This window comes from Pseudomonas sp. NFIX49 (genome assembly GCF_900115915.1).
GTDB lineage: Bacteria > Pseudomonadota > Gammaproteobacteria > Pseudomonadales > Pseudomonadaceae > Aquipseudomonas > Aquipseudomonas pharyngis.
The window spans coordinates 276,630-296,601 of record NZ_FOYE01000004.1 but is presented as its reverse complement, the minus strand read 5'-3'; the positions used below and the strand labels follow the sequence as shown (position 1 = coordinate 296,601).

20 protein-coding genes and 1 pseudogene are annotated in these 19,972 nt (G+C 61.7%); 13 read left to right on the top strand and 8 right to left on the bottom strand.

Annotated features, from left to right (window positions below):
* The first annotated feature begins 106 nt into the window (after window positions 1-106).
* On the top strand, window positions 107-1,789 hold the full coding sequence (gene phaC, locus BMZ46_RS13310) for a class II poly(R)-hydroxyalkanoic acid synthase (protein ID WP_074689552.1): 1,683 nt from the start codon (window positions 107-109) through the stop codon (window positions 1,787-1,789).
* A 27-nt stretch (window positions 1,790-1,816) separates the two neighbouring features.
* Window positions 1,817-2,437 carry a TetR/AcrR family transcriptional regulator gene (locus tag BMZ46_RS13305; protein ID WP_007952414.1) on the top strand — a complete coding sequence of 207 codons (621 nt, stop codon included), beginning with the start codon at window positions 1,817-1,819 and terminating at the stop codon, window positions 2,435-2,437.
* 70 nt (window positions 2,438-2,507) lie between these two features.
* Here the strand turns inward: BMZ46_RS13305 and BMZ46_RS13300 are convergent, their stop codons facing one another.
* The 3 genes from BMZ46_RS13300 to BMZ46_RS13290 all read right to left on the bottom strand — a co-directional run bounded on the left by BMZ46_RS13300 (window position 2,508) and on the right by BMZ46_RS13290 (window position 4,245).
* On the bottom strand, window positions 2,508-3,374 hold the full coding sequence (locus BMZ46_RS13300) for a phasin family protein (protein ID WP_074689550.1): 867 nt from the start codon (window positions 3,372-3,374) through the stop codon (window positions 2,508-2,510).
* A gap of 10 nt (window positions 3,375-3,384) precedes the next feature.
* The gene (locus BMZ46_RS13295; protein WP_007952416.1) at window positions 3,385-3,807 is read right to left on the bottom strand and encodes a phasin family protein; all 423 of its coding nucleotides are present in this window, start codon (window positions 3,805-3,807) and stop codon (window positions 3,385-3,387) included.
* A gap of 162 nt (window positions 3,808-3,969) precedes the next feature.
* Entirely contained in the window at window positions 3,970-4,245 is a 276-nt protein-coding gene (locus BMZ46_RS13290) for a polyhydroxyalkanoic acid system family protein (RefSeq protein WP_007952417.1), read from the bottom strand.
* Between the two features lie 165 nt (window positions 4,246-4,410).
* On the opposite strand from BMZ46_RS13290, the gene ubiE reads away from it, so the two are divergent.
* The 11 genes and pseudogenes from ubiE to BMZ46_RS29805 all read left to right on the top strand — a co-directional run bounded on the left by ubiE (window position 4,411) and on the right by BMZ46_RS29805 (window position 12,488).
* On the top strand, window positions 4,411-5,181 hold the full coding sequence (ubiE, locus tag BMZ46_RS13285; RefSeq protein ID WP_007952418.1) for a bifunctional demethylmenaquinone methyltransferase/2-methoxy-6-polyprenyl-1,4-benzoquinol methylase UbiE: 771 nt from the start codon (window positions 4,411-4,413) through the stop codon (window positions 5,179-5,181).
* Window positions 5,181-5,804, top strand: a complete 624-nt coding sequence (locus tag BMZ46_RS13280; protein WP_039772453.1) for a ubiquinone biosynthesis accessory factor UbiJ — start codon at window positions 5,181-5,183, stop codon at window positions 5,802-5,804. Before ubiE ends, BMZ46_RS13280 begins: the two co-directional genes overlap by 1 nt.
* The gene (gene ubiB / locus BMZ46_RS13275; protein WP_039772455.1) at window positions 5,801-7,405 is read left to right on the top strand and encodes a ubiquinone biosynthesis regulatory protein kinase UbiB; all 1,605 of its coding nucleotides are present in this window, start codon (window positions 5,801-5,803) and stop codon (window positions 7,403-7,405) included. Before BMZ46_RS13280 ends, ubiB begins: the two co-directional genes overlap by 4 nt.
* A gap of 80 nt (window positions 7,406-7,485) precedes the next feature.
* Complete coding sequence (gene hisI, locus BMZ46_RS13270) at window positions 7,486-7,887, top strand: phosphoribosyl-AMP cyclohydrolase (protein ID WP_007909357.1); 402 nt, start codon at window positions 7,486-7,488, stop codon at window positions 7,885-7,887.
* On the top strand, window positions 7,880-8,212 hold the full coding sequence (locus tag BMZ46_RS13265; protein WP_007952422.1) for a phosphoribosyl-ATP diphosphatase: 333 nt from the start codon (window positions 7,880-7,882) through the stop codon (window positions 8,210-8,212). The genes hisI and BMZ46_RS13265 overlap by 8 nt, the downstream gene beginning before the upstream one ends.
* A 25-nt stretch (window positions 8,213-8,237) precedes the next feature.
* Window positions 8,238-8,516, top strand: coding sequence for a twin-arginine translocase TatA/TatE family subunit (locus tag BMZ46_RS13260; protein WP_007952423.1), 279 nt, complete (start codon window positions 8,238-8,240; stop codon window positions 8,514-8,516).
* 10 nt (window positions 8,517-8,526) lie between these two features.
* Window positions 8,527-8,991: a Sec-independent protein translocase protein TatB gene (gene tatB, locus BMZ46_RS13255; RefSeq protein ID WP_064592882.1), complete on the top strand. Its 465-nt coding sequence runs from the start codon at window positions 8,527-8,529 to the stop codon at window positions 8,989-8,991.
* Window positions 8,988-9,776, top strand: a complete 789-nt coding sequence (tatC, locus tag BMZ46_RS13250; RefSeq protein WP_007952425.1) for a twin-arginine translocase subunit TatC — start codon at window positions 8,988-8,990, stop codon at window positions 9,774-9,776. The genes tatB and tatC overlap by 4 nt, the downstream gene beginning before the upstream one ends.
* Window positions 9,773-10,480: a 16S rRNA (uracil(1498)-N(3))-methyltransferase gene (locus BMZ46_RS13245; RefSeq protein WP_074689548.1), complete on the top strand. Its 708-nt coding sequence runs from the start codon at window positions 9,773-9,775 to the stop codon at window positions 10,478-10,480. The genes tatC and BMZ46_RS13245 overlap by 4 nt, the downstream gene beginning before the upstream one ends.
* Window positions 10,481-10,571: 91 nt before the next feature.
* Window positions 10,572-11,633 (top strand): annotated as a pseudogene (locus BMZ46_RS29810) (methyl-accepting chemotaxis protein); the annotation flags it as partial.
* Complete coding sequence (locus BMZ46_RS29805) at window positions 11,616-12,488, top strand: methyl-accepting chemotaxis protein (RefSeq protein ID WP_371807397.1); 873 nt, start codon at window positions 11,616-11,618, stop codon at window positions 12,486-12,488. The pseudogene BMZ46_RS29810 and the gene BMZ46_RS29805, both read left to right, overlap by 18 nt.
* A gap of 156 nt (window positions 12,489-12,644) precedes the next feature.
* On the opposite strand, the gene BMZ46_RS13230 is transcribed toward BMZ46_RS29805, so the two are convergent.
* From BMZ46_RS13230 to BMZ46_RS13210, 5 genes are all read right to left on the bottom strand, one after another.
* Window positions 12,645-13,379, bottom strand: a complete 735-nt coding sequence (locus tag BMZ46_RS13230) for an amino acid ABC transporter ATP-binding protein (RefSeq protein ID WP_064592877.1) — start codon at window positions 13,377-13,379, stop codon at window positions 12,645-12,647.
* Window positions 13,372-14,331, bottom strand: coding sequence for an amino acid ABC transporter permease (locus tag BMZ46_RS13225; RefSeq protein ID WP_007952431.1), 960 nt, complete (start codon window positions 14,329-14,331; stop codon window positions 13,372-13,374). The genes BMZ46_RS13230 and BMZ46_RS13225 overlap by 8 nt, the downstream gene beginning before the upstream one ends.
* 141 nt (window positions 14,332-14,472) lie before the next feature.
* Entirely contained in the window at window positions 14,473-15,270 is a 798-nt protein-coding gene (locus tag BMZ46_RS13220; RefSeq protein ID WP_039772466.1) for a transporter substrate-binding domain-containing protein, read from the bottom strand.
* A 248-nt stretch (window positions 15,271-15,518) separates the two neighbouring features.
* Window positions 15,519-18,089 carry a glucans biosynthesis glucosyltransferase MdoH gene (mdoH, locus tag BMZ46_RS13215; protein ID WP_074689544.1) on the bottom strand — a complete coding sequence of 857 codons (2,571 nt, stop codon included), beginning with the start codon at window positions 18,087-18,089 and terminating at the stop codon, window positions 15,519-15,521.
* Window positions 18,082-19,896 carry a glucan biosynthesis protein G gene (locus tag BMZ46_RS13210; protein WP_011332055.1) on the bottom strand — a complete coding sequence of 605 codons (1,815 nt, stop codon included), beginning with the start codon at window positions 19,894-19,896 and terminating at the stop codon, window positions 18,082-18,084. Before BMZ46_RS13210 ends, mdoH begins: the two co-directional genes overlap by 8 nt.
* Window positions 19,897-19,972: the final 76 nt, after the last annotated feature.

Sequence of the window (19,972 nt, the reverse complement as noted above, 5' to 3'; positions counted from 1 at the left end):
ACAGGTGCGCGGCAGGAGGCCGCGCAGGCAGCAACCCGCAACAGCGTCTATGGTGTTCTGGTTCGGTGTGTTTGTTTTTGGCCTGAAGACGAAGGAGTGTTGAGTCATGCGTGACAAACCAGCGACGGGCGTCGTGCCCAGCCCCGCCGTGTTCATCAATGCACAGAGTGCCATGACCGGTCTGCGCGACCGGGACCTGATCTCGACCTTGCGCAGCGTCGCGGCCCACGGCTTGCGCAATCCGATCCACAGTGCAAAACACGCCTTGAAGCTGGGGGGCGCGCTCGGACGCGTGCTGCTCGGCGAAACCCTGCATCCGACCAATCCGCAGGACAGCCGCTTCGCCGATCCGGCGTGGAGCCTCAATCCGTTCTATCGGCGCAGCCTCCAGGCTTATCTGGCCTGGCAGAAACAGGTCAAGAGCTGGATCGACGAGAGCAGCATGAGCGACGACGACCGCGCCCGCGCGCACTTCGCCTTCACCCTGCTCAACGACGCCGTGGCGCCTTCCAACACCCTGCTCAATCCGCTGGCTGTGAAGGAGCTGTTCAACTCCGGCGGCCACAGTCTGGTGCGCGGCCTCAGCCATCTGATCGACGACCTGCTGCACAACGACGGCCTGCCACGCCAGGTCACCAAACAGGCTTTCGAAGTCGGCAAGACCGTCGCCACCACCACAGGGTCAGTGGTGTTTCGCAACGAAATGCTCGAGCTGATCCAGTACCGGCCGATGAGCGAAAAACAGTATTCGAAACCGCTGCTGGTGGTGCCGCCGCAAATCAACAAGTACTACATTTTCGACCTCAGCCCGAGCAACAGCTTCGTCCAGTTCGCCCTGAAGAACGGTTTACAGACCTTCATGATCAGCTGGCGCAACCCGGATGTGCGGCATCGCGAATGGGGCCTGTCGACCTATGTCGAAGCCGTGGAAGAAGCGATGAACATTTGCCGGGCGATCACCGGCGCCCGTGAGGTCAACCTGATGGGCGCCTGCGCCGGCGGGCTGACCATTGCAGCACTGCAGGGGCATCTGCAGGCCAAGCGGCAGTTGCGGCGGGTCTCCAGCGCCACCTATCTGGTGAGCCTGCTCGACAGTGAAATGAACACCCCGGCCACCCTGTTCGCCGATGAGCAAACGCTCGAAGCGGCCAAGCGGCGCTCCTATCAGAAAGGCGTGCTGGAGGGTCGCGACATGGCCAAGGTGTTCGCCTGGATGCGCCCCAACGATCTGATCTGGAGTTACTTCGTCAACAACTACCTGCTGGGCAAGGAGCCGCCGGCGTTCGATATCCTCTACTGGAACAACGACAGCACCCGCCTGCCCGCCGCGTTTCACGGCGACATTCTGGACTTCTTCAAGCACAACCCGTTGACCCATCCCGGTGGGCTGGAAGTGTGCGGCACGCCGATCGACCTGCAGAAGGTCACGGTCGACAGCTTCAGCGTGGCCGGCATGAACGACCACATCACGCCGTGGGACGCGGTGTATCGCTCGACGCTGTTGCTGGGCGGCGAGCGGCGCTTCGTGCTGTCCAACAGCGGCCACGTGCAGAGCATCCTCAACCCGCCAGGCAACCCGAAAGCCCATTACGTCGAGAACGGAAAGCTCAGCGGCGATCCGCGTGCCTGGTACTACGACGCCAAGAAAGTCGACGGCAGCTGGTGGCCGCAATGGCTGGAGTGGGTGCAGCAGCGCTCCGGCACCCTGCACGAAACCCAGATGACCCTCGGCAACGCCAATTACCCACCGATGGAAGCTGCACCGGGCACCTATGTGCGTGTGCGCTGACTGACTCAAGCCCTTTAAGAAGACTGGATGAAAACAAGCGAACGGATCCTCGAATGTGCCCTGCAGTTGTTCAACGAAAAGGGCGAGCCGAACGTCTCCACCATGGAGGTTGCCAATGAAATGGGGATCAGCCCCGGCAACCTCTACTACCACTTCCACGGCAAGGAGCCGCTGATTCTCGGACTGTTCGAGCGCTTCCAGAACGACCTCGCCCCGCTGCTCGACCCGCCCGCCGATGTCGAACTGGCGCCGGAGGATTACTGGCTGTTCCTGCACCTGATCGTCGAACGGCTGGCGCAGTACCGCTTCCTGTTCCAGGACCTGTCGAACCTGGCCGGCCGCCTGCCGAAACTGGCCAAGGGCATTCGCCAGTTCCTCAACGTGCTCAAGCGTACGCTGGCGTCGTTGCTGGCGCGGTTGAAGGCGTCGGGGCAGTTGGTCAGCGACACCCAGGCGCTGGGGCAACTGGTGGAGCAGATCACCATGACGCTGCTGTTCTCGCTGGACTATCAGCGGATTCTTGATCGCGAAGGGGAAGTGCGGCTGGTGGTGTACCAGATCATGATGCTGGTGGCGCCGCATCTGTTGCCGCCGGTGAAGGTGGCGACGGAGAGGATGGCTTTGCAGTACCTCGAAGATCACGAGTAATCCGACGGCTTTTACCCAAACAAAAACGCCCGACCTTCACAGGCCGGGCGTTTTCTTGAGCCCTGAAAAATCAGGACTGACTGGTTGGCGTCGACGGCGTCGATGCAGCAGTCGGAGCAGGCGCCGGGGTTGGGGCCGAGGCGGAGTTCGACGTGCTTGCCAGTGCTTGCGGTGTGGTCACCGGTTTTGGAGCAGCAGCTTTCGGCGCAGCGGCTTTCGGCGCGGCCGGTTTTTTCACTGCCGGTTTTTTCGCCGCAGCCGGTTTGGCGGCAGGCTTGGCAGCGGGTTTGGCGGCAGCGGTTTTCGCTGCTGGCTTGGCCGCCGGTTTGGCAGCTGGTTTTGCTGCCGTTTTTGCAGCTGGCTTGGCGGCGGCCTTGGCGGCAACCGGTTTGGCCGCGGCTTTCGCTGCAGGCTTGGCGGCAGCGGTTTTGGCTGCTGGTTTGGCGGCGGCTTTAGCCAGTGGCTTGGCAGCGGTTTTGGCCGCAGGCTTGGCTGCTGCGGTTTTGGCCGCGACAGGCTGGGCTTTCAGGCCGGTGAGTTTTTCGATCTGCCTGGTCAGGGTATCGACCTTCTTGTGCAGATCCTTCACCTCGTTGCGGCTCGGTACGCCCAGGCGCGAAATCGCGCTGTTCAGGCGCTTGTCGAAAGCCCCTTCCAGCTGATCCCAGGTGCCCAGTGCGCGATCTTTCACGCCGCTGATGCGCGATTTTGCCGAGCTTGCAGAATCCTTGGCAGCATCGACTTTCTTGCCGACTGCAGCCTTGGTGAGCTTCTCCGCTTTCTCGCCGTCTTTGACCAATGTATCGAAGAGCTTGCTGCCGTCAGTGTCGATCTTCGAGTACACGCCTAAACCAGCCAGCCAGATCTTGCGGGAATAGTCTTCGACTTTTCCGATCCACGAGCTGCCTTCTTTATCGGTGTTCTTTTTACCAGCCATCCCGTTCTCCTTAAGATTTACGCGCGACGCGTTCGAGCAATGCCGTCAGCTCATCGAGCTTAGCAGAGAGTGCCTCAACGTCATGTTTAGACGGAATGCCGATACGATTCAAGGCACTGGCGACACGCGTGTCGAACGCCTTCTCGACCTTGTCGAGCTGAACTTCGACCCGGCCTTTGAAAGAGCTGACTTCGCTCTTGGCTTCATCGATCTCGGCGTTGGCCGCTTCGAGTTTTTCGGTGACGGCTTTTTTGCCTTTCTTTTCAACAGTTTGACCAGCCTTGATCAACTCCTGAAAGTACTCGCTGCCCTCCTGACCGACCTTGGTATAGGCACCCAGGCCTGCCAGCCAGATCTTGCGGGCATAGGATTTGACGTCGCTCAGAGCGGAAGTCGAAGCGTCGATTTTTTTCTTCAAAATGACTTTGGCCATGGTGCACCTCACGCGCAGAAGGTTTGAGGAACTGCCCTGACGAGTGTCGGGCTCAGGCACAAAGTAGGGAGAAAAATTAGAAACGGCACCCTAACAACTGACATAAAAGGCAGGTGCTCAGGAAAAAAACGGGGAGCCCGAAGCTCCCCCGTTTTGTCCTGATCAGACCAGCGCTTTATCCAGCGCCTTTTCGATCTCGGCTTTGATCATGCCGCTCATGGCCGACATCATCAGGCCCAGTTCCACGTCGACCCGGATCGAATCCTCGGCCACATGCACGGCGCCCTTCACGCCCGAACGCTTGAGGTTCAGGACATCGCCCGACCACTGCGGCTCCAGGCCATATTGATCGGAGAGTTTCTGCGCCAGTTTGTCGGCTTTCTCGCGGGCCGCTTCCTTGCCCAGGCTGTGGGCACGCTCAACACTGATATGGGCCATTGAATGACTCCTGCTTTTTGAATGGGGCTATGAATGCCTGCAACGAATCTTGACCGCCACTGCGGCAAATCGTCCCGAAGGTTGCCCATCTTACCTTTAGCCATTCCAAGACAAAGCATGGCTTGGGGATTAGAATGTCGCGCATTCTCTTTTGGTGACAGCGATATGACTGATCAGCGCAAAGGCAGCGATGCCGAACCCACCACTCACTTCGGCTTCAAAAACGTTCCGGAAAGCCAGAAAGCGGAAAAAGTCGCTGAGGTGTTCCACTCCGTGGCCGCCAAGTACGACCTGATGAACGACCTTCTGTCGGGCGGCATGCACCGTCTGTGGAAGCGTTTCGCGATCGAACTGTCGGGCGTACGCGCCGGCAATCGCGTGCTGGACATCGCCGGTGGCACGGGCGACCTGACCAAGAAATTCTCGCACCTGGTCGGCCCGACCGGTCAGGTGGTTCTCGCGGACATCAACGAATCCATGCTCAAGGTCGGTCGTGACCGCCTGCTGGATGTCGGTGTTTCGGGCAACGTCGAGTTCGTCCAGGCCGACGCGGAAAAGCTGCCGTTCCCGGACAACCATTTCGACTGCGTGACCATCGCCTTCGGCCTGCGCAACGTGACGCACAAGGAAGACGCCCTGCGTTCGATGCTGCGCGTACTCAAGCCGGGCGGCCGCCTGCTGGTGCTGGAATTCTCCAAGCCGACCAACGCGCTGATGTCCAAGGCCTACGACGCCTACTCGTTCGCCTTCATGCCGCTGATGGGCAAGCTGATCACTAACGACTCGGAAAGCTATCGCTACCTGGCTGAATCGATCCGCATGCACCCGAATCAGGAAACTTTGAAGTCGATGATGGTCGACGCCGGTTTCGACCGCGTGACCTATCACAACATGACCGCAGGCATCGTCGCCCTGCACCGCGGCATCAAACCCTGATGCTGCTGACCGGGCTGCTCGCCAGCGTCGAACTCGGCCTGAACCGCGTGCTGCGTCTCGACAGCACGGCGCTGCCGCGACTGGCGCATCTGACCGGCAAAGTGATTGCCGTGGATTGCCGCAGCCCGGCGCTGCAACTGTTTATCCTGCCGAGCGACGAAGGCCTGATGCTGGCGTCCCGTTGGGAAACCGGCGTCGACTGCACCCTGCGCGCCCCGGCCTCGAGTCTGGTGAAACTGGCCCTGAGCAAGGACAAGACGGCGGTGCTGCACGCGCCGGAAGTCGAACTCGACGGCGACAGCGGCGTGCTGCTGGAGCTGGCGGGCGTGCTGCAGGATCTGGAGCTGGACTGGGAGTACGAACTCTCGCGCTGGCTGGGACCTGTCGCCACGCAACTGGTCGGCGGCCACCTGCGCAGCCGCGCCCGCTGGTATCAACAAGGATTTGCCAGCCTCAACCAGAACCTCGCCGAATACCTGGCCGAAGAATCGCGCACCCTCGTCGGGCAGCGCGAAGCCGAAGCCCGTTTCAGCGAACTGGACCGGATCAAACTCGATCTGGAACGTCTCGAGGCGCGCTTCGAGCGCCTTTCCCGATCCCTCGACCCAAGCGATAACGCATGAAGCTGCTCGCCGTCCGCCGTCTGTTGCGCATCCAGCGCGTCGTGATCCGCTACCGCCTCGATGACCTGCTGTTCGATCTGCCTTTGCCGTGGTTCCTGCTGGCGCTGCGCTACGTCCTACCGTGGCGCTGGTTCCCGCGCAAGCCGCTGGACCTCAGCCGTGGGGCACGCCTGCGCCTGGCGTTGCAGGACCTGGGGCCGATCTTCATCAAGTTCGGGCAGATCCTTTCGACCCGCCGCGACCTTCTGCCGGAAGACATCGCCGATGAGCTGATGCGGTTGCAGGACCGCGTGCCGCCGTTCGATTCGCAGCTGTCGGTCAAACTGATCGAAGAGCAACTGGGCAAGAAGATCAGCGAAGTGTTCAGCCGCTTCGACGTCGAACCGCTGGCCTCGGCTTCGGTGGCACAGGTACACGCTGCGCAACTGAAGACTGGCGAAGAAGTGGTGGTCAAGGTGATCCGCCCGGGTCTGAAACCGATCATCGCTCAGGATCTGGCGTGGCTGTTCATCCTCGCCCGCGCCGCCGAAAAAGTCTCCGCCGACGCCCGTCTGCTGCACCCGGTGGACGTGGTCAGCGACTACGAAAAAACCATCTACGACGAACTCGACCTGTTGCGCGAGGCGGCCAACGCCAGCCAGTTGAAGCGCAACTTCGAAGGCTCGCCGCTGCTCTACGTGCCGCAAGTCTATTGGGACTGGTGCCGGCCGAAAGTGCTGGTGATGGAGCGCATCTACGGGATTCAGGTGACCGATCTGGCGACCCTCGCCGACCAGCGCACCGACATGAAAATGCTCGCCGAGCGCGGCGTGGAGATCTTCTTCACCCAGGTGTTTCGCGACAGTTTCTTCCACGCCGACATGCACCCGGGCAACATCTTCGTCAGCACCGTCAACCCGTGGAGCCCGCAGTACATCGCGATCGACTGCGGCATCGTCGGCAGCCTGACCCCGGAAGACCAGGATTATCTGGCCCGCAACCTGTTCGCCTTCTTCAAGCGCGACTACCGTCGCGTGGCGCAATTGCACATCGATTCGGGCTGGGTGCCGGCGGAAACCAAATTGAATGAATTCGAAGCGGCGATCCGTACCGTGTGCGAGCCGATCTTCGAAAAACCATTAAAAGATATTTCATTTGGCCAGGTGCTGATGCGCCTGTTCCAGACCGCGCGCCGCTTCAACATGGAAGTGCAGCCGCAACTCGTATTGCTGCAAAAGACCCTGCTGAACATCGAAGGCCTGGGCCGTCAGCTGTACCCGGACCTCGATCTGTGGAACACCGCGCAGCCGTTCCTCGAACGCTGGATGCGCGAGCGCGTCAGCCCGAAAGCCTTGCTCGGCAACGTCCAGAGCCAGTTCGAACAACTGCCGCACCTGGCCAACATGGCCCGCGATCTGCTCGAACGCATGTCCCAACCCCACGCCAACGACCCGCCACCGCCGTGGAAAAAGCGCAAGGACGACTGGTTCCTGCGCCTGCTCGGCAGCGCCCATCTGGCAGGCGGTACGATCCTCGCCGCCGGGGGCCCGATGCACGAACTGGGGCATTGGCCCGCCGGGATCATGGTGGCCGTCGGCTTGTATCTGGTCGTTCGCCGATAGCCAGTTCCGTGATCGGCTGGCACACTGTTTCAACGCCTGAGCCCGACTATTGAAGTGTGGGTTCGCTGTCGGAGTCGAAGATGAAAAACTGGCTGGACGAGATCAAGTGGGACGCCGATGGCCTGGTGCCGGCGATTGCCCAGGATCACAAGACCGGACGCGTATTGATGATGGCCTGGATGAACCGCGAAGCCCTGGAGCTGACCGCGGCGGAAAACCGTGCCATCTATTGGTCACGTTCCCGTGGCAAGCTGTGGCGCAAGGGCGAAGAGTCCGGCCATGTACAGACGCTGCATGAAATGCGTCTGGACTGCGACGCCGACGTCATCATCCTGATGGTCGAACAGATCGGCGACATCGCTTGCCATACCGGCCGTCAAAGCTGCTTCTACCGCGTCTTCGAAAACGGCGACTGGAAAACGGTCGACCCGGTCCTGAAAGACCCGCACGCTATTTACTCCGCAGGACACAAACATGAGTGACACCCTGACCCGCCTTGCTCAGGTGCTGGAAGAGCGCAAGGGCGCAGCCGCCGACAGCTCGTATGTCGCCAGTCTGTACCACAAGGGTCTGAACAAGATTCTGGAAAAGGTCGGCGAAGAGTCGGTCGAAACGATCATTGCCGCCAAGGACGCCGCCGTCAGCGGCGACTGCAGCGACGTGATCTACGAGACCGCCGACCTGTGGTTCCACAGCATGGTCATGCTTGCCCAGTTGGGGCAGCATCCGCAGGCGGTGCTGGATGAACTGGATCGCCGTTTCGGCCTGTCCGGACACGTCGAGAAAGCCTCGCGCCCGTCCGCCTGAACAACTTCAAGAGAGGAACAGCAACATGGGCATTTTTGACTGGAAACACTGGATCGTCATCCTGGTGGTCGTGGTACTGGTGTTCGGTACCAAGAAACTTAAAAACCTTGGCACCGACGTCGGCGAATCGATCAAGGGCTTCCGTAAAGCCATGAACGACGACGAAAAACCGGCCGATCCGACCGTCACGCCTGCGCAACCGGTGCCGCCGGTTCAGCCGCAAGCCACCGCTCAGGCCAACCCGCCGCACACCATCGACGTGCAGGCGCAGAAAGTCGAAGAGCCGATCCGCAAAGACGTGTGAGCACTGACTAATGTTTGGTATCAGCTTCTCTGAACTGCTGCTCGTCGGCCTCGTCGCCCTGCTGGTGCTGGGTCCCGAGCGTCTGCCGGGCGCTGCACGCACCGCCGGCCTTTGGGTCGGACGGCTGAAGCGCAGCTTCAACGCGATCAAACAGGAAGTTGAGCGTGAAATCGGTGCCGACGAAATCCGTCGGCAACTGCACAACGAGCACATCCTGTCGCTGGAACAGGAGGCGCGGAAGATTTTCACGCCGGTTCAGCAGGAGCCGACGCCGGTACAGCCAGTGGCAGATCAGACGCCAGTGCCTCCGGTTGTGGAACAAACAATTCATGCGCCGACGGCGAGCATCGAGCACGTCTCTGCCGCAGCCGCTGAAACTGCGCCGATCATGAAGCCTGTCGAACCCATTGCTCCAGCTGCCGCGCCAACAACGCCAGCCCCACACGACCCAACACTGCCGCCGCGAGCCCCATGAGCGATCTCCCCGAAAACGACCAGCACATGCCGCTGGTTTCGCACCTCACCGAGTTGCGCACCCGCCTGCTGCGTTGCGTCGCGGCGATCTTCATCATCTTCGCCGGTCTGTTTGCCTTCACCCAGCAGATCTACACCTTCGTCTCGACGCCGCTGCGTGAATACCTGCCCGCCGGCGCGACGATGATCGCCACCGACGTGTCGTCGCCGTTCCTGACGCCGTTGAAGCTGACGATGATGGTCTCGCTGTTCCTGGCGATTCCGGTGATCCTGCATCAGATCTGGGGCTTCATCGCACCGGGCCTGTACAAGCACGAGAAGCGTGTCGCAGTGCCGTTGCTGATCTCCAGCATCCTGCTGTTCTACACCGGCATGGCATTCGCCTACTTCTTCGTGTTCCCGCTGATCTTCAAGTTCTTCGCCTCGGCCACCCCGGCCGGCGTGGAAATGATGACCGACATCACCAGTTACCTCGATTTCGTCATGACGCTGTTCTTCGCTTTCGGCGTGGCGTTCGAAATCCCGGTGGCCGTGGTGCTGCTGGTGTGGATCGGCGTGGTCGACGTCAAATACCTGAAGAAGATCCGTCCGTACGTGATCATCGGCTGCTTCGTGGTCGGCATGATCCTGACCCCGCCGGACATCTTCTCCCAGACCCTGCTGGCCGTGCCGATGTGGATGCTGTTCGAAGTCGGCATCCTGTTCGGCAGTCTGGTCAGCAAACGCGAGCGCCCGGAAGAAACCGCCGACGATCACAACGACCAGCCGCCAGCGACTCAGCCATGAACCTGCTGCTGCTCGAGGAGGCCGACTTCATTGCGGCCGACCGCGTCGTGCTGCGTGACCGGCGCCTGACCCACATGCAGGAAGTCCACCGCTCGGAAGTCGGCGACAGCCTGCGGGTCGGGCGCATTGGCGGGCTGATGGGCTCGGCCGAGCTGCTGCGCCTGGACGCGGGCGAAGCCGAGCTGCGGGTCACCCTCGATCAACCGCCACCGGCCAAACTGCCGCTGACCCTGGTACTCGCCCTGCCCCGCCCGAAGATGCTGCGCCGGGTGTTCCAGACCGTGGCGACCATGGGCGTGTCAAAGGTGATTCTGGTCAACAGCTACCGGGTCGAGAAAAGCTTCTGGCAGACGCCGTTCCTCGAACCGGAAGCGATCCGCGAACAGTTGATCCTGGGCTTGGAACAGGCCCGGGACACGGTGCTGCCGGAAATCATCATCGAGAAGCGCTTCAAGCCGTTCGTCGAAGATCGCCTGCCGGCCATCACCGACGGCACCCTCGGTCTGGTCGGCCATCCGGGCAACTTTCCGCCCTGCCCCCGCGCCCTGAACGAACAGGTAACCCTGGCCATCGGCCCCGAGGGTGGCTGGATTCCCTACGAAATCGATCTGCTGGCCAAGGCCGGGCTGCAACCGGTGCAACTGGGCGAGCGAATCCTGCGGGTCGAAACCGCCGTCACCGCACTGCTCGCCCGGCTGTTCTGAAGTCTTCGTCAGACAAAAGGCGTTACAGATTGCCATCATCCGGCCGATACCCTCCCCATAAGTCCAATTAGTGGTCCGAGGGAGTCGTCGCATGTACCGTTGGTTAGCCGAGAGTCTTGGAAACGTCAGCGTTAAACGTAAACTTGGAATCGGTTTCGGCCTGGTGCTGCTGCTGACCCTGTTGATCACCTTCACCGGCTGGACCGGCATGAGCGGAATCATCAGCCGGGGCGACAAGCTCGGCTTCATCTCCGGCCTCAACGAGCTGACCAAAGACCTGCGCCTTGCGCGCCTGGACTATGAAGCCCGTCGTGGCGAACAGGGCCCTGGCGCGGTCAACGACCTGCTTGGCAAACTCGACAGCGGCCTGCAAAGCGCCCGCAACATGATCGAGCAACCGTCCGACGTGGCCATGATCGATCAGCAACTGGCAGCGGTCGCCGAGTACAAACGCGCCTTTGCCGACATGACCCAGGCAACCGTGCAGCGGGAAGACGCCCGCAGCAAACTCGGCGCCAGCGCCGATAACGCCGTGGCCAAGGTCAGCGAAGTCGAGAAATCCCTGCTGCAAGGCGACAGCGTCGCGCAATTCAACAGCGTGATCGAACTGAGCAAACTGCTGCAGCAGGCGCGCTATCAGGTGCGCGGCTACACTTACAGCGGCAAGGCCGAGGCCGAACAGCCGGCGCTGGATGCCATCGCCGCCGCCCTGAACAATCTGGAAAGCCTGCCGAGCAAACTGCCCGAGCAACACATCGCCAACCTGCAACAGGCCACCGAATCGCTCAAGGCTTATCGCGCCGCCGTCAGCCAGTTCCGCGACTCCCAGGTGAACAACGCCAAAGCGCTGGCTCGCATGTCGGCCCAGGGCGACATCCTGCTCGACGTCAGCAAGAAACTCACCGAATCCCAGACCATCGTCCGCGACACCGATGCCGCGCACGCCAAAAACATGCTGATGATCGCCACCCTGCTGGCCCTGGCCTTCGGTCTGCTCGCGGCCTGGGCGATCACCCGGCAGATCATCATTCCGCTGGAGCAAACCCTGAAAGTCGCCGAACGCGTGGCCGCCGGTGACCTGACCCACAATCTGGTGTCCCTGCGCCGTGACGAACTCGGTCAATTGCAACGATCGATGCAGAGCATGACCCAGGGCCTGCGCGAACTGATCGGCGGGATCAGCGACGGCGTGACCCAGATCGCCAGCGCCGCCGAGGAGTTGTCCGCCGTGACCGAGCAGACCAGCGCCGGGGTCAACAATCAGAAAGTCGAAACCGACCAGGTTGCGACCGCCATGAACGAAATGGCCGCCACCGTGCAGGAAGTCGCGCGCAACGCCGAGGAAGCTTCGGAAGCGGCGGTCGCCGCCGACCAGCAGGCCCGTGAAGGCGACAAGGTGGTTGGCGAAGCCATCGCCCAGATCGAACGCCTGGCCGCCGAAGTCGGCCACTCCACCGAGGCCATGGGCGAGCTCAAGCGCGAGAGCGACAAGATCGGCAGCGTGCTCGACGTGATCAAGTCCGTGGCTCAGCAAACCAACCTGCTGGCCCTCAACGCCGCCATCGAGGCCGCCCGTGCCGGTGAAGCCGGACGTGGTTTTGCGGTGGTTGCCGATGAGGTTCGCAGTCTCGCCCAGCGCACCCAGAAGTCCACGGAAGAGATCGAAGAGCTGATCGTCGGCCTGCAGAACGGCACCCAGCAAGTGGCGACGATCATGGACAACAGCCGCACCCTGACCGACAGCAGCGTCGAGCTGACCCGGCGTGCCGGTGGTTCGCTGGAAAGCATCACCCGCACCGTTTCGGCAATTCAGGCGATGAACCAGCAGATCGCCGCGGCGGCCGAGCAGCAGAGCGCTGTGGCTGAAGAGATCAACCGCAGCGTGCTGAACGTGCGGGACGTGTCGGACCAGACCTCGGCGGCCAGTGAAGAGACGGCGGCCTCCAGCGTCGAGTTGGCGCGCCTGGGCACTCACCTGCAAACGCTGGTGGGCCGGTTCAAGGTGTAAGGGATGCTTGATCGCTTGATCGTTCCCACGCTCTGCGTGGGAATGCATCCTGTGACGCTCCGCGTCACGCTTGCGAAGGGACGCAGAGCGTCCTGAGCGGCATTCCCACGCAGACGGTTCGACGCCTCGACGTGGGAACGATCGGTGACGTCGCGTTTAGAGAACTTGCCGCAGGAACGCCTGGGCTCGCGGATCCTTCGGCGCATCGAAGAACTCGGCCGGCGAGGCGTCTTCCAGCAGTTTGCCGTGATCGAAGAACAGCACCCGATCCGCCACTTCCCGGGCAAATCCCATTTCGTGGGTCACGCAGACCATGGTCATGCCTTCCACAGCCAGGTTTTTCATCACGTCCAGCACTTCGCCGACCATTTCCGGGTCGAGGGCCGAGGTCGGTTCGTCGAACAGCATGACCTTGGGGTCCATCGCCAGCGCCCGGGCAATCGCCACGCGCTGCTGCTGACCGCCGGACAGGCGCGACGGATATTCGCGGGCCTTCTGGGCGATGCCGACCTTCTCCAGCAGCGCCAAAGCCTTGGCCTCGCTTTCCTTCTGGCCGCGCTTGCGTACGACTTTCTGCGCCAGGCACAGGTTCTCCAGCACGGTCATGTGCGGGAACAGATTGAAATGCTGGAACACCATGCCGACTTCGCGGCGGTAGGCGTTGACGTCGGTTTTCGGGTCGGCCAGTTGCAGGCCGTCGATGCTCACCGAGCCGGAATCGAATTCTTCCAGACCATTAAGGCAACGCAGGAAGGTCGACTTGCCGGAACCGGACGGACCGATCACCACCAGCACTTCGCCCTTGGCCACGGAGGTGCTGACGTTATCCACCGCGCGCACCACTTGCCCACGGGTGTCGAAGACTTTTACCAGATCGCGGACTTCAATCACTTTGCGCGAGCCTCCGCTCAAGCCGGCTGGCGATTTTCGACAGCGGCAGGTTGATCAACAGGTACAGGCCGGCGACGCAGAACAGGATCTCGAACGGCGAGAACGACGTGGTGATGACTTCCCGGCCGCTTTTCAGCAGCTCGGTGATGGCGATCACCGACACCAGCGAAGTGTCTTTGACCAGACTGATGAACTGCCCGGCCAGCGGCGGCAGCACGCGCTTGAATGCCTGCGGCAGCACCACATGACGCATCGACTGACCGGCACTCAGGCCGAGCGAACGCGCCGCTTCGTTCTGGCCGCGGGCAATCGACTGCACACCGGAACGGATGATTTCCGCCACGTAGGCGCCGGTGAACAACGACAGCGCGGCAATCCCGGCGAACTCCCGGGACAGGTTCATCACCGTGCCGATGAAGAAATAGAAAATGAAGATCTGCACCAGCAGCGGCGTGCCGCGCACCAGTTCGACATAGATCGTCGACAGGTCGCGCAGGGTCGGGTTGCTCGACAGCCGGCACAGCCCGGTGGCCAGACCGATCAGCAGACCCAGCACACCGGACACCACCGACAGCCAAAGCGTGGTCCACAGGCCCCACAGCAGCGGACCCGCCGCCCAATGCCGCGTCACGCCCACGACGTCGCCTTCGGCCACATCGTCGCCCTGAGCGAATTGCAGGCTGTTTTCGTCGACGGTCAGGTGCTGCTCGTCACCGGCATCGTTGCGCAGGGTGACCTGCGCGCTGCCACCTTTGCGCACCAGTTCGCTGACGGTGGAAATGTCGGTCGCGCGCTGGGTTTCCTCGGCCTGATAGGCGAAGTACTGCGGCACGCGGTTCCAGCGCCATTCGTAGGACATCAGCGACGTGGCGTAATACAACGCGCCGGCCAGGCCGACCAGCACCAGCACGGTCAGGACGTGCCAGGGCCATTGGGCTTTTTTCTGTTTCATTGAATGTTTCTCTGATTCGCTCGTTCCCACGCTCTGCGTGGGAATGCATCCTGTGACGCTCTGCGTCACGCTTGCGAAGGGACGCGGAGCGTCCCGGGCGGCGTTCCCACGCAAAGCGTGGGAACGATCAGCGGGCGGGCCTTATTCCATGTCCTTGAGCCACTCGGTGCTCTTGAACCACTTGTCATGGATGCGATCGTAGGTGCCGTCTTCGTGGATCTGGTGCAGGAAGTTGTTGATGAAGTTGATGCTGTCGTAGTCACCCTTCTTCAGACCGAAGGCCAGTGGCTCGTAGGTGAACGGCTTGTCGAGGAACACCAGTTTGCCGGCGCCGACCTTGTTCACCGCGACCACGTTGTACGGCGCGTCGTAGATGAAGGCATCAGCCTTGCCGTTGACCACGTCGAGCACGGCTTCCTGCTCGTTGTCGTAGCCGTGGTACTTGGCCTTGGAGATCAGCTTCTTGGCGACCATCTCGCCGGTCGTGCCGAGCTTGGAGGTGATGCGGTAGTCGGCGGTGTTCAGGTCTTTGTAGGACTTGATGGTGCCTTCCAGCTCTTTGCGGATCAGCAGGGTCTGGCCGACCACGATGAACGGTTCGCTGAAGTTCAGGCGCAGGTTGCGTTCCTGGGTCAGGGTCATGCCGCTGCCGATCATGTCGAACTTGTCGGTCATCAGCGCCGGGATGATCCCGTCGTAACCGGTGGAGACCAGCTCCAGCTTGACGCCCATGGCCTTGGTCATGGCTTTGAGGATGTCGACTTCGAAACCGATGATTTCGCCGCGCTTGTTGGTCATTTCGAACGGCATGTAGGTCGGATCCATGCCGACCTTCAACGAGCCACGCTTGACCGCGTCGTCGATTGCGCCGGCCTGCGCCGCATTGACTGCAACCAGTGCCGTGACGCCGACCAGCAGCATCGACAGATACTTCTTCATCTTCAAGTCCCCAAAACCATTGCGTTTGCGGCGCGAAAACCGACAGAAATGGACAAGATTGTCCGGGTGCGCCAATTCGGGGACGGATGCTAACGCACTCGTCCGTTTGCACAAGGTTTTTTGATCGGTTGGTGCCGGATGGGACGCAGAGCGTCCCGGGCTGCATTCCCACGCAGAGCGTGGGAACGAGTGATCCGAGACGGTAATCGGCAGGCAAAAAAAAACCCCGCTTTCGCGGGGTTTCTTGATCAGGCCGGTTGCGCCTGCAAGCTCACAGGCTTGAGCGGCAGCAGCGGTGCATGAGGATCAGCTTTCACCGAAGCCCGCCAGGCGTCCAGCCACTCGGCGTGGCCTTCGGCCCACACCTGCTCGTGCAGACGGGCCAGGGCCACCGGATCGCTCAGCAGTTGCAGGCGATCATGGTTGTTCAGCCCGGCCGGGCCGACCTTGATCGCGTGACGCACACGTTCCTGGCGCAGCCATTCGATCGGCTCGGCCTGACCGTGACGCGAGGTCGCCAGCGAGCACGCCAGGGCGTTCTGCTGTGGATCGACCACCGCGCGGATGAAGCCGTCATTCAGTGCGTGCCAGCGGTTTTCGTGGGTGTACTGATCGGTGGCCAGCAGCTCCTGTGGCGGATTGTATTCCTCGGGGATGAGGAACAGGCTCTCGTCACGGGATTTGAGGCCCAGACCGACGCGGCTGGAAATCACCGACACCGGAATCGACAGCATCAGCGAACCGACGATCGGCACCAGCCACCACAGGAAGCTCGGGTTCAGCCAGATCACCAGCAGTGCCCAGAAGAAGCCCAGCAGGGTCTGCGGACCGTGACGCTTGACCGCTTCGCTCCATGGCGTCGAGTCGTCGTCACGCTGCGGCGAGTTCCAGGTCGCGGCCCAGCCGAGGAACGCGGCCAGAACGAAACGGGTGTGGAAAATCATCCGTACCGGCGCCAGCAGCATGGAGAACAGCATCTCCAGCAGCATCGACACGGTCACCTTGAACTTGCCGCCGAACTCTTTCGCGCCCTTGGCCCAGATCAGGATGATGCTCAACAGCTTCGGCAGGAACAGCAGCACGATGGTCGTCGAGAACAGCGCGATCGCCTTGTCCGGGTGCCATTGTGGCCACAGCGGATAGAGCTGACGCGGTTCGAGGAAGTACTGCGGCTCCATCAGCGTGTTCACCGCCAGCAGCGCGGTCGACAGCACGAGGAAGAAGAACCACAACGGCGCCGACAGGTAAGACATCACGCCGGTCAGGAACACCGCGCGGTGCACCGGGTGCATGCCTTTGACCAGGAACAGACGGAAGTTCATCAGGTTGCCGTGGCACCAGCGACGGTCACGCTTGAGCTCGTCGAGCAGGTTCGGCGGCAGTTCTTCGTAGCTGCCCGGCAGATCGTAGGCAATCCACACGCCCCAGCCGGCGCGGCGCATCAGCGCCGCTTCAACGAAGTCGTGAGAGAGAATCGCACCGGAGAACGCACCTTTGCCCGGCAACGGCGCCAGGGCGCAGTGGTCGATGAACGGCTTCATGCGGATGATCGCGTTGTGACCCCAGTAGTGGGATTCACCCAGCTGCCAGAAGTGCAGGCCGGCGGTGAACAGCGGACCGTACACGCGAGTGGCGAACTGCTGCATGCGTGCATACAGCGTGTCCATGCCCGAAGCGCGCGGCGCGGTCTGGATGATGCCGGCGTCCGGCGTGGCCTCCATCAGGCGCACCAGACTGGTCAGGCACTCGCCGCTCATCACCGAGTCGGCGTCGAGCACGACCATGTACTTGTAGTCACCGCCCCAGCGACGGCAGAAGTCGTCGAGGTTGCCGCTCTTGCGTTTGACGCGACGGCGACGGCGGCGATAAAAGATCTTGCCGAAACCCTTGGCTTCGCGGCAGACGTCCAGCCAGGCCTGCTGCTCGGCAACGCAGATGTCGGTGTCATTACTGTCGCTGAGGACGAAGAAGTCGAAACGGTCCAGGTCACCGGTAGCGGCGACCGACTCGAAGGTCGCGCGCAGACCGGCGAACACCCGAGGCACGTCTTCGTTGCAGATCGGCATCACCAGTGCGGTGCGCGCGTCTTTCGGAATCGGCTCGTTGCCGGCACTTTTACCGGAGATCCGGTATTTATCGTGGCCGGTGAGCAATTCGAGGAAGCCCATCAGCGCGGTCCAGAAACCGGCCGACACCCAGCAGAACAGAATCCCGAACATGATCAGGATGCTGGTCTGCAGCGCATACGGCAGCACTTGCGTGGCGGTTTGCAGCAGCGGTTGATGCAGGACTTCTTCCAGATCGACGAACGACCAGCCCTGGTACGGCATGATGCCTTTCATGTACCAGCCGGCGACGATGGTCTGCCCCAGCATCAGCACCAGCAGAATGTAGCGACGGATCGAACCGACCGTGCGCCAGCGCGCCGCCGGCAGCACGTTGGCGTCCTTCGGCGGTTGCGGCGGGTTGGTCCGGCCGGTCAGGCGACGCCAGCCACGCACCAGAATGTTGGTGCGCCACGGCTCCGGCACGACCTTGGTCCGACGGATCGGCGGCGTGGCCTTCATGCTGACCCGGCCGCTGGCGTCGAGCACCAGCATTTCCGCGTCTTGCAGCTCTTCGGCGGTGCTCAGGATCAGGCGCTTGCCCACCGAAGCCTGGGCGGCTTCGGTCGGTGCGTCAAAGGTCTTGGACGACAGGCGTTCATGCAATTCGCTGAAGGACTGGCAGCCCGCGAGTTCCGCGCGCTGCTCGTCGGTCATCGGCAGATGCGCCAGGTACTCGGACAGAGTCTCTGGCTGTACTTGAGAGTTACTCATCGGCAGGCAACTGATAGCTCCAGGTCTCGGTCAGGACTTCTTCAGTCGGTGCCGATTCCGGTGTGGCTGGGGCCGCGTCCGCAGCGGCTGGCTGCTTGGCGTCTTTGTTGGCCTTGTCCTTGGCATCTGCAACCGGCTTGGCGTCGGCCTGTTTGGCCTCGGCGGCCTTGGCTTCCTTGTCGGCTTTCTCTTGTTGCTTGGCGGCAACCTTGTCGGCCTTGGCTACCGACGAATTGGACGTCGGCACCGAAGACTTGGCCAGATCAGCGGTGACCACTGGCTGCACCAGGGCTGCGCGCATCTCGGTGGACTTGCTCGGGTCCTTGATCTTCATCCGCAGGGTCAGGCGCCAGCCTTTGGTTTCCGGGTTGTAGCGCACGCTGTTTTCGACCAGTTCGGCGTTGTCGCCGACGCTGACCTGGCTGCGAACGTCCGCATCCGGAGCCAAAGCGGCCAGAGACGGGCCTTCGAAGTCGACCAGGTAGGCAACGCTGCCATCCGGCTGACGGATCAGGTTCGATTGCTTGACGTCACCGGTCGAACGCAGGGTCTGGTTGACCCAGGCGCTGTCCGGCGCGTGCAGCGCGGCCTCGTCGATGGTCCAGTGCATACGGTAGGCGAAGTCCAGCGGCTGGCCAGGCTCCGGCAGTTTTTCCGGGTTCCAGAACGCAACGATGTTGTCGTTGGTTTCGTCCGCAGTCGGGATCTCGACCAGATCAACGGTGCCCTTGCCCCAGTCGCCCTTCGGCTCGATCCAGGCGCTTGGGCGCTTGTCGTAGCGGTCGTCGAGGTCTTCGTAGTGGCTGAAGTCACGGCCACGTTGCAGCAGACCGAAACCACGCGGGTTCTCGACGCTGAACTGGCTGACAGCCAAATGTTTCGGGTTGTTCAACGGGCGCCAGATCCACTCGCCGTTGCCGGCATGGATCGACAGACCGCTGGAGTCGTGCAGTTCACGACGGTAGTTGAGCACTTTCGACGGCTGGTTGGCGCCGAACAGGAACATGCTGGTCAGCGGCGCGATGCCGAGCTTGCCGACCTTATCACGCAGGTACATCTGGCCCTTCACGTCGACAATAGTGTCGCTGCCCGGACGCAGGATCAGACGGTAGGCGCCGGTCGCACGAGGCGAATCCAGCAGGGCGAAGATCACCAGGTGCTTGTCACCCGGCTTCGGCTGCTGAATCCAGAACTCGCGAAAACGCGGGAATTCTTCGCCGGACGGCAAAGCGGTATCGATTGCCAGACCACGGGCCGACAGGCCGTAGGTGTGACCCTTGCCGACGACGCGGAAGTAGCTCGCGCCCAGCATGGTCATGATTTCGTCTTGCTTGTCCGCCTTGTTGATCGGGTACAGCACACGGAAACCGGCGTAGCCCAGTTGTTCGGTGGCCTTCGGATCGAACTGCAGGTCGCCGAAATCGAAACGGCTCGGATCGTATTTGATCTCTTCGACGGTGTTCGCGGTGATTTCGTTGATTTTCACCGGCGTATCGAAGTGCATGCCCTGGTGATAGAAGGACAGCTTGAACGGGGTCTTCTGGTCGGCCCATTCGGCCTTTTCGGTGCGGAAACGAATCTTCTGATAGTCCGCGAATTTCATTTCACGGAATTCGTTCGGCAGGTTGCTGCGCGGGGCTTCGAACTTCTGCCCGGCCAGCTCTTTGGCCTTGGCCGACACATCGTCAAGATTGAATGCCCAAAGCTGGCCGGCGCTGAGCAGGCAGAGTACTGCCGAGCCCGCTACCAGAGCGCTGCGCAAGCGTTTGGCAGACAATTTTGCTGCATTACAGGGACTAACAATCACGAGCAACCCTCGCCGAAAACAGATCAATAAACCAACGGCCAGATGAAGTGCCTGTGAGGGATTCGGTACAAAAAAA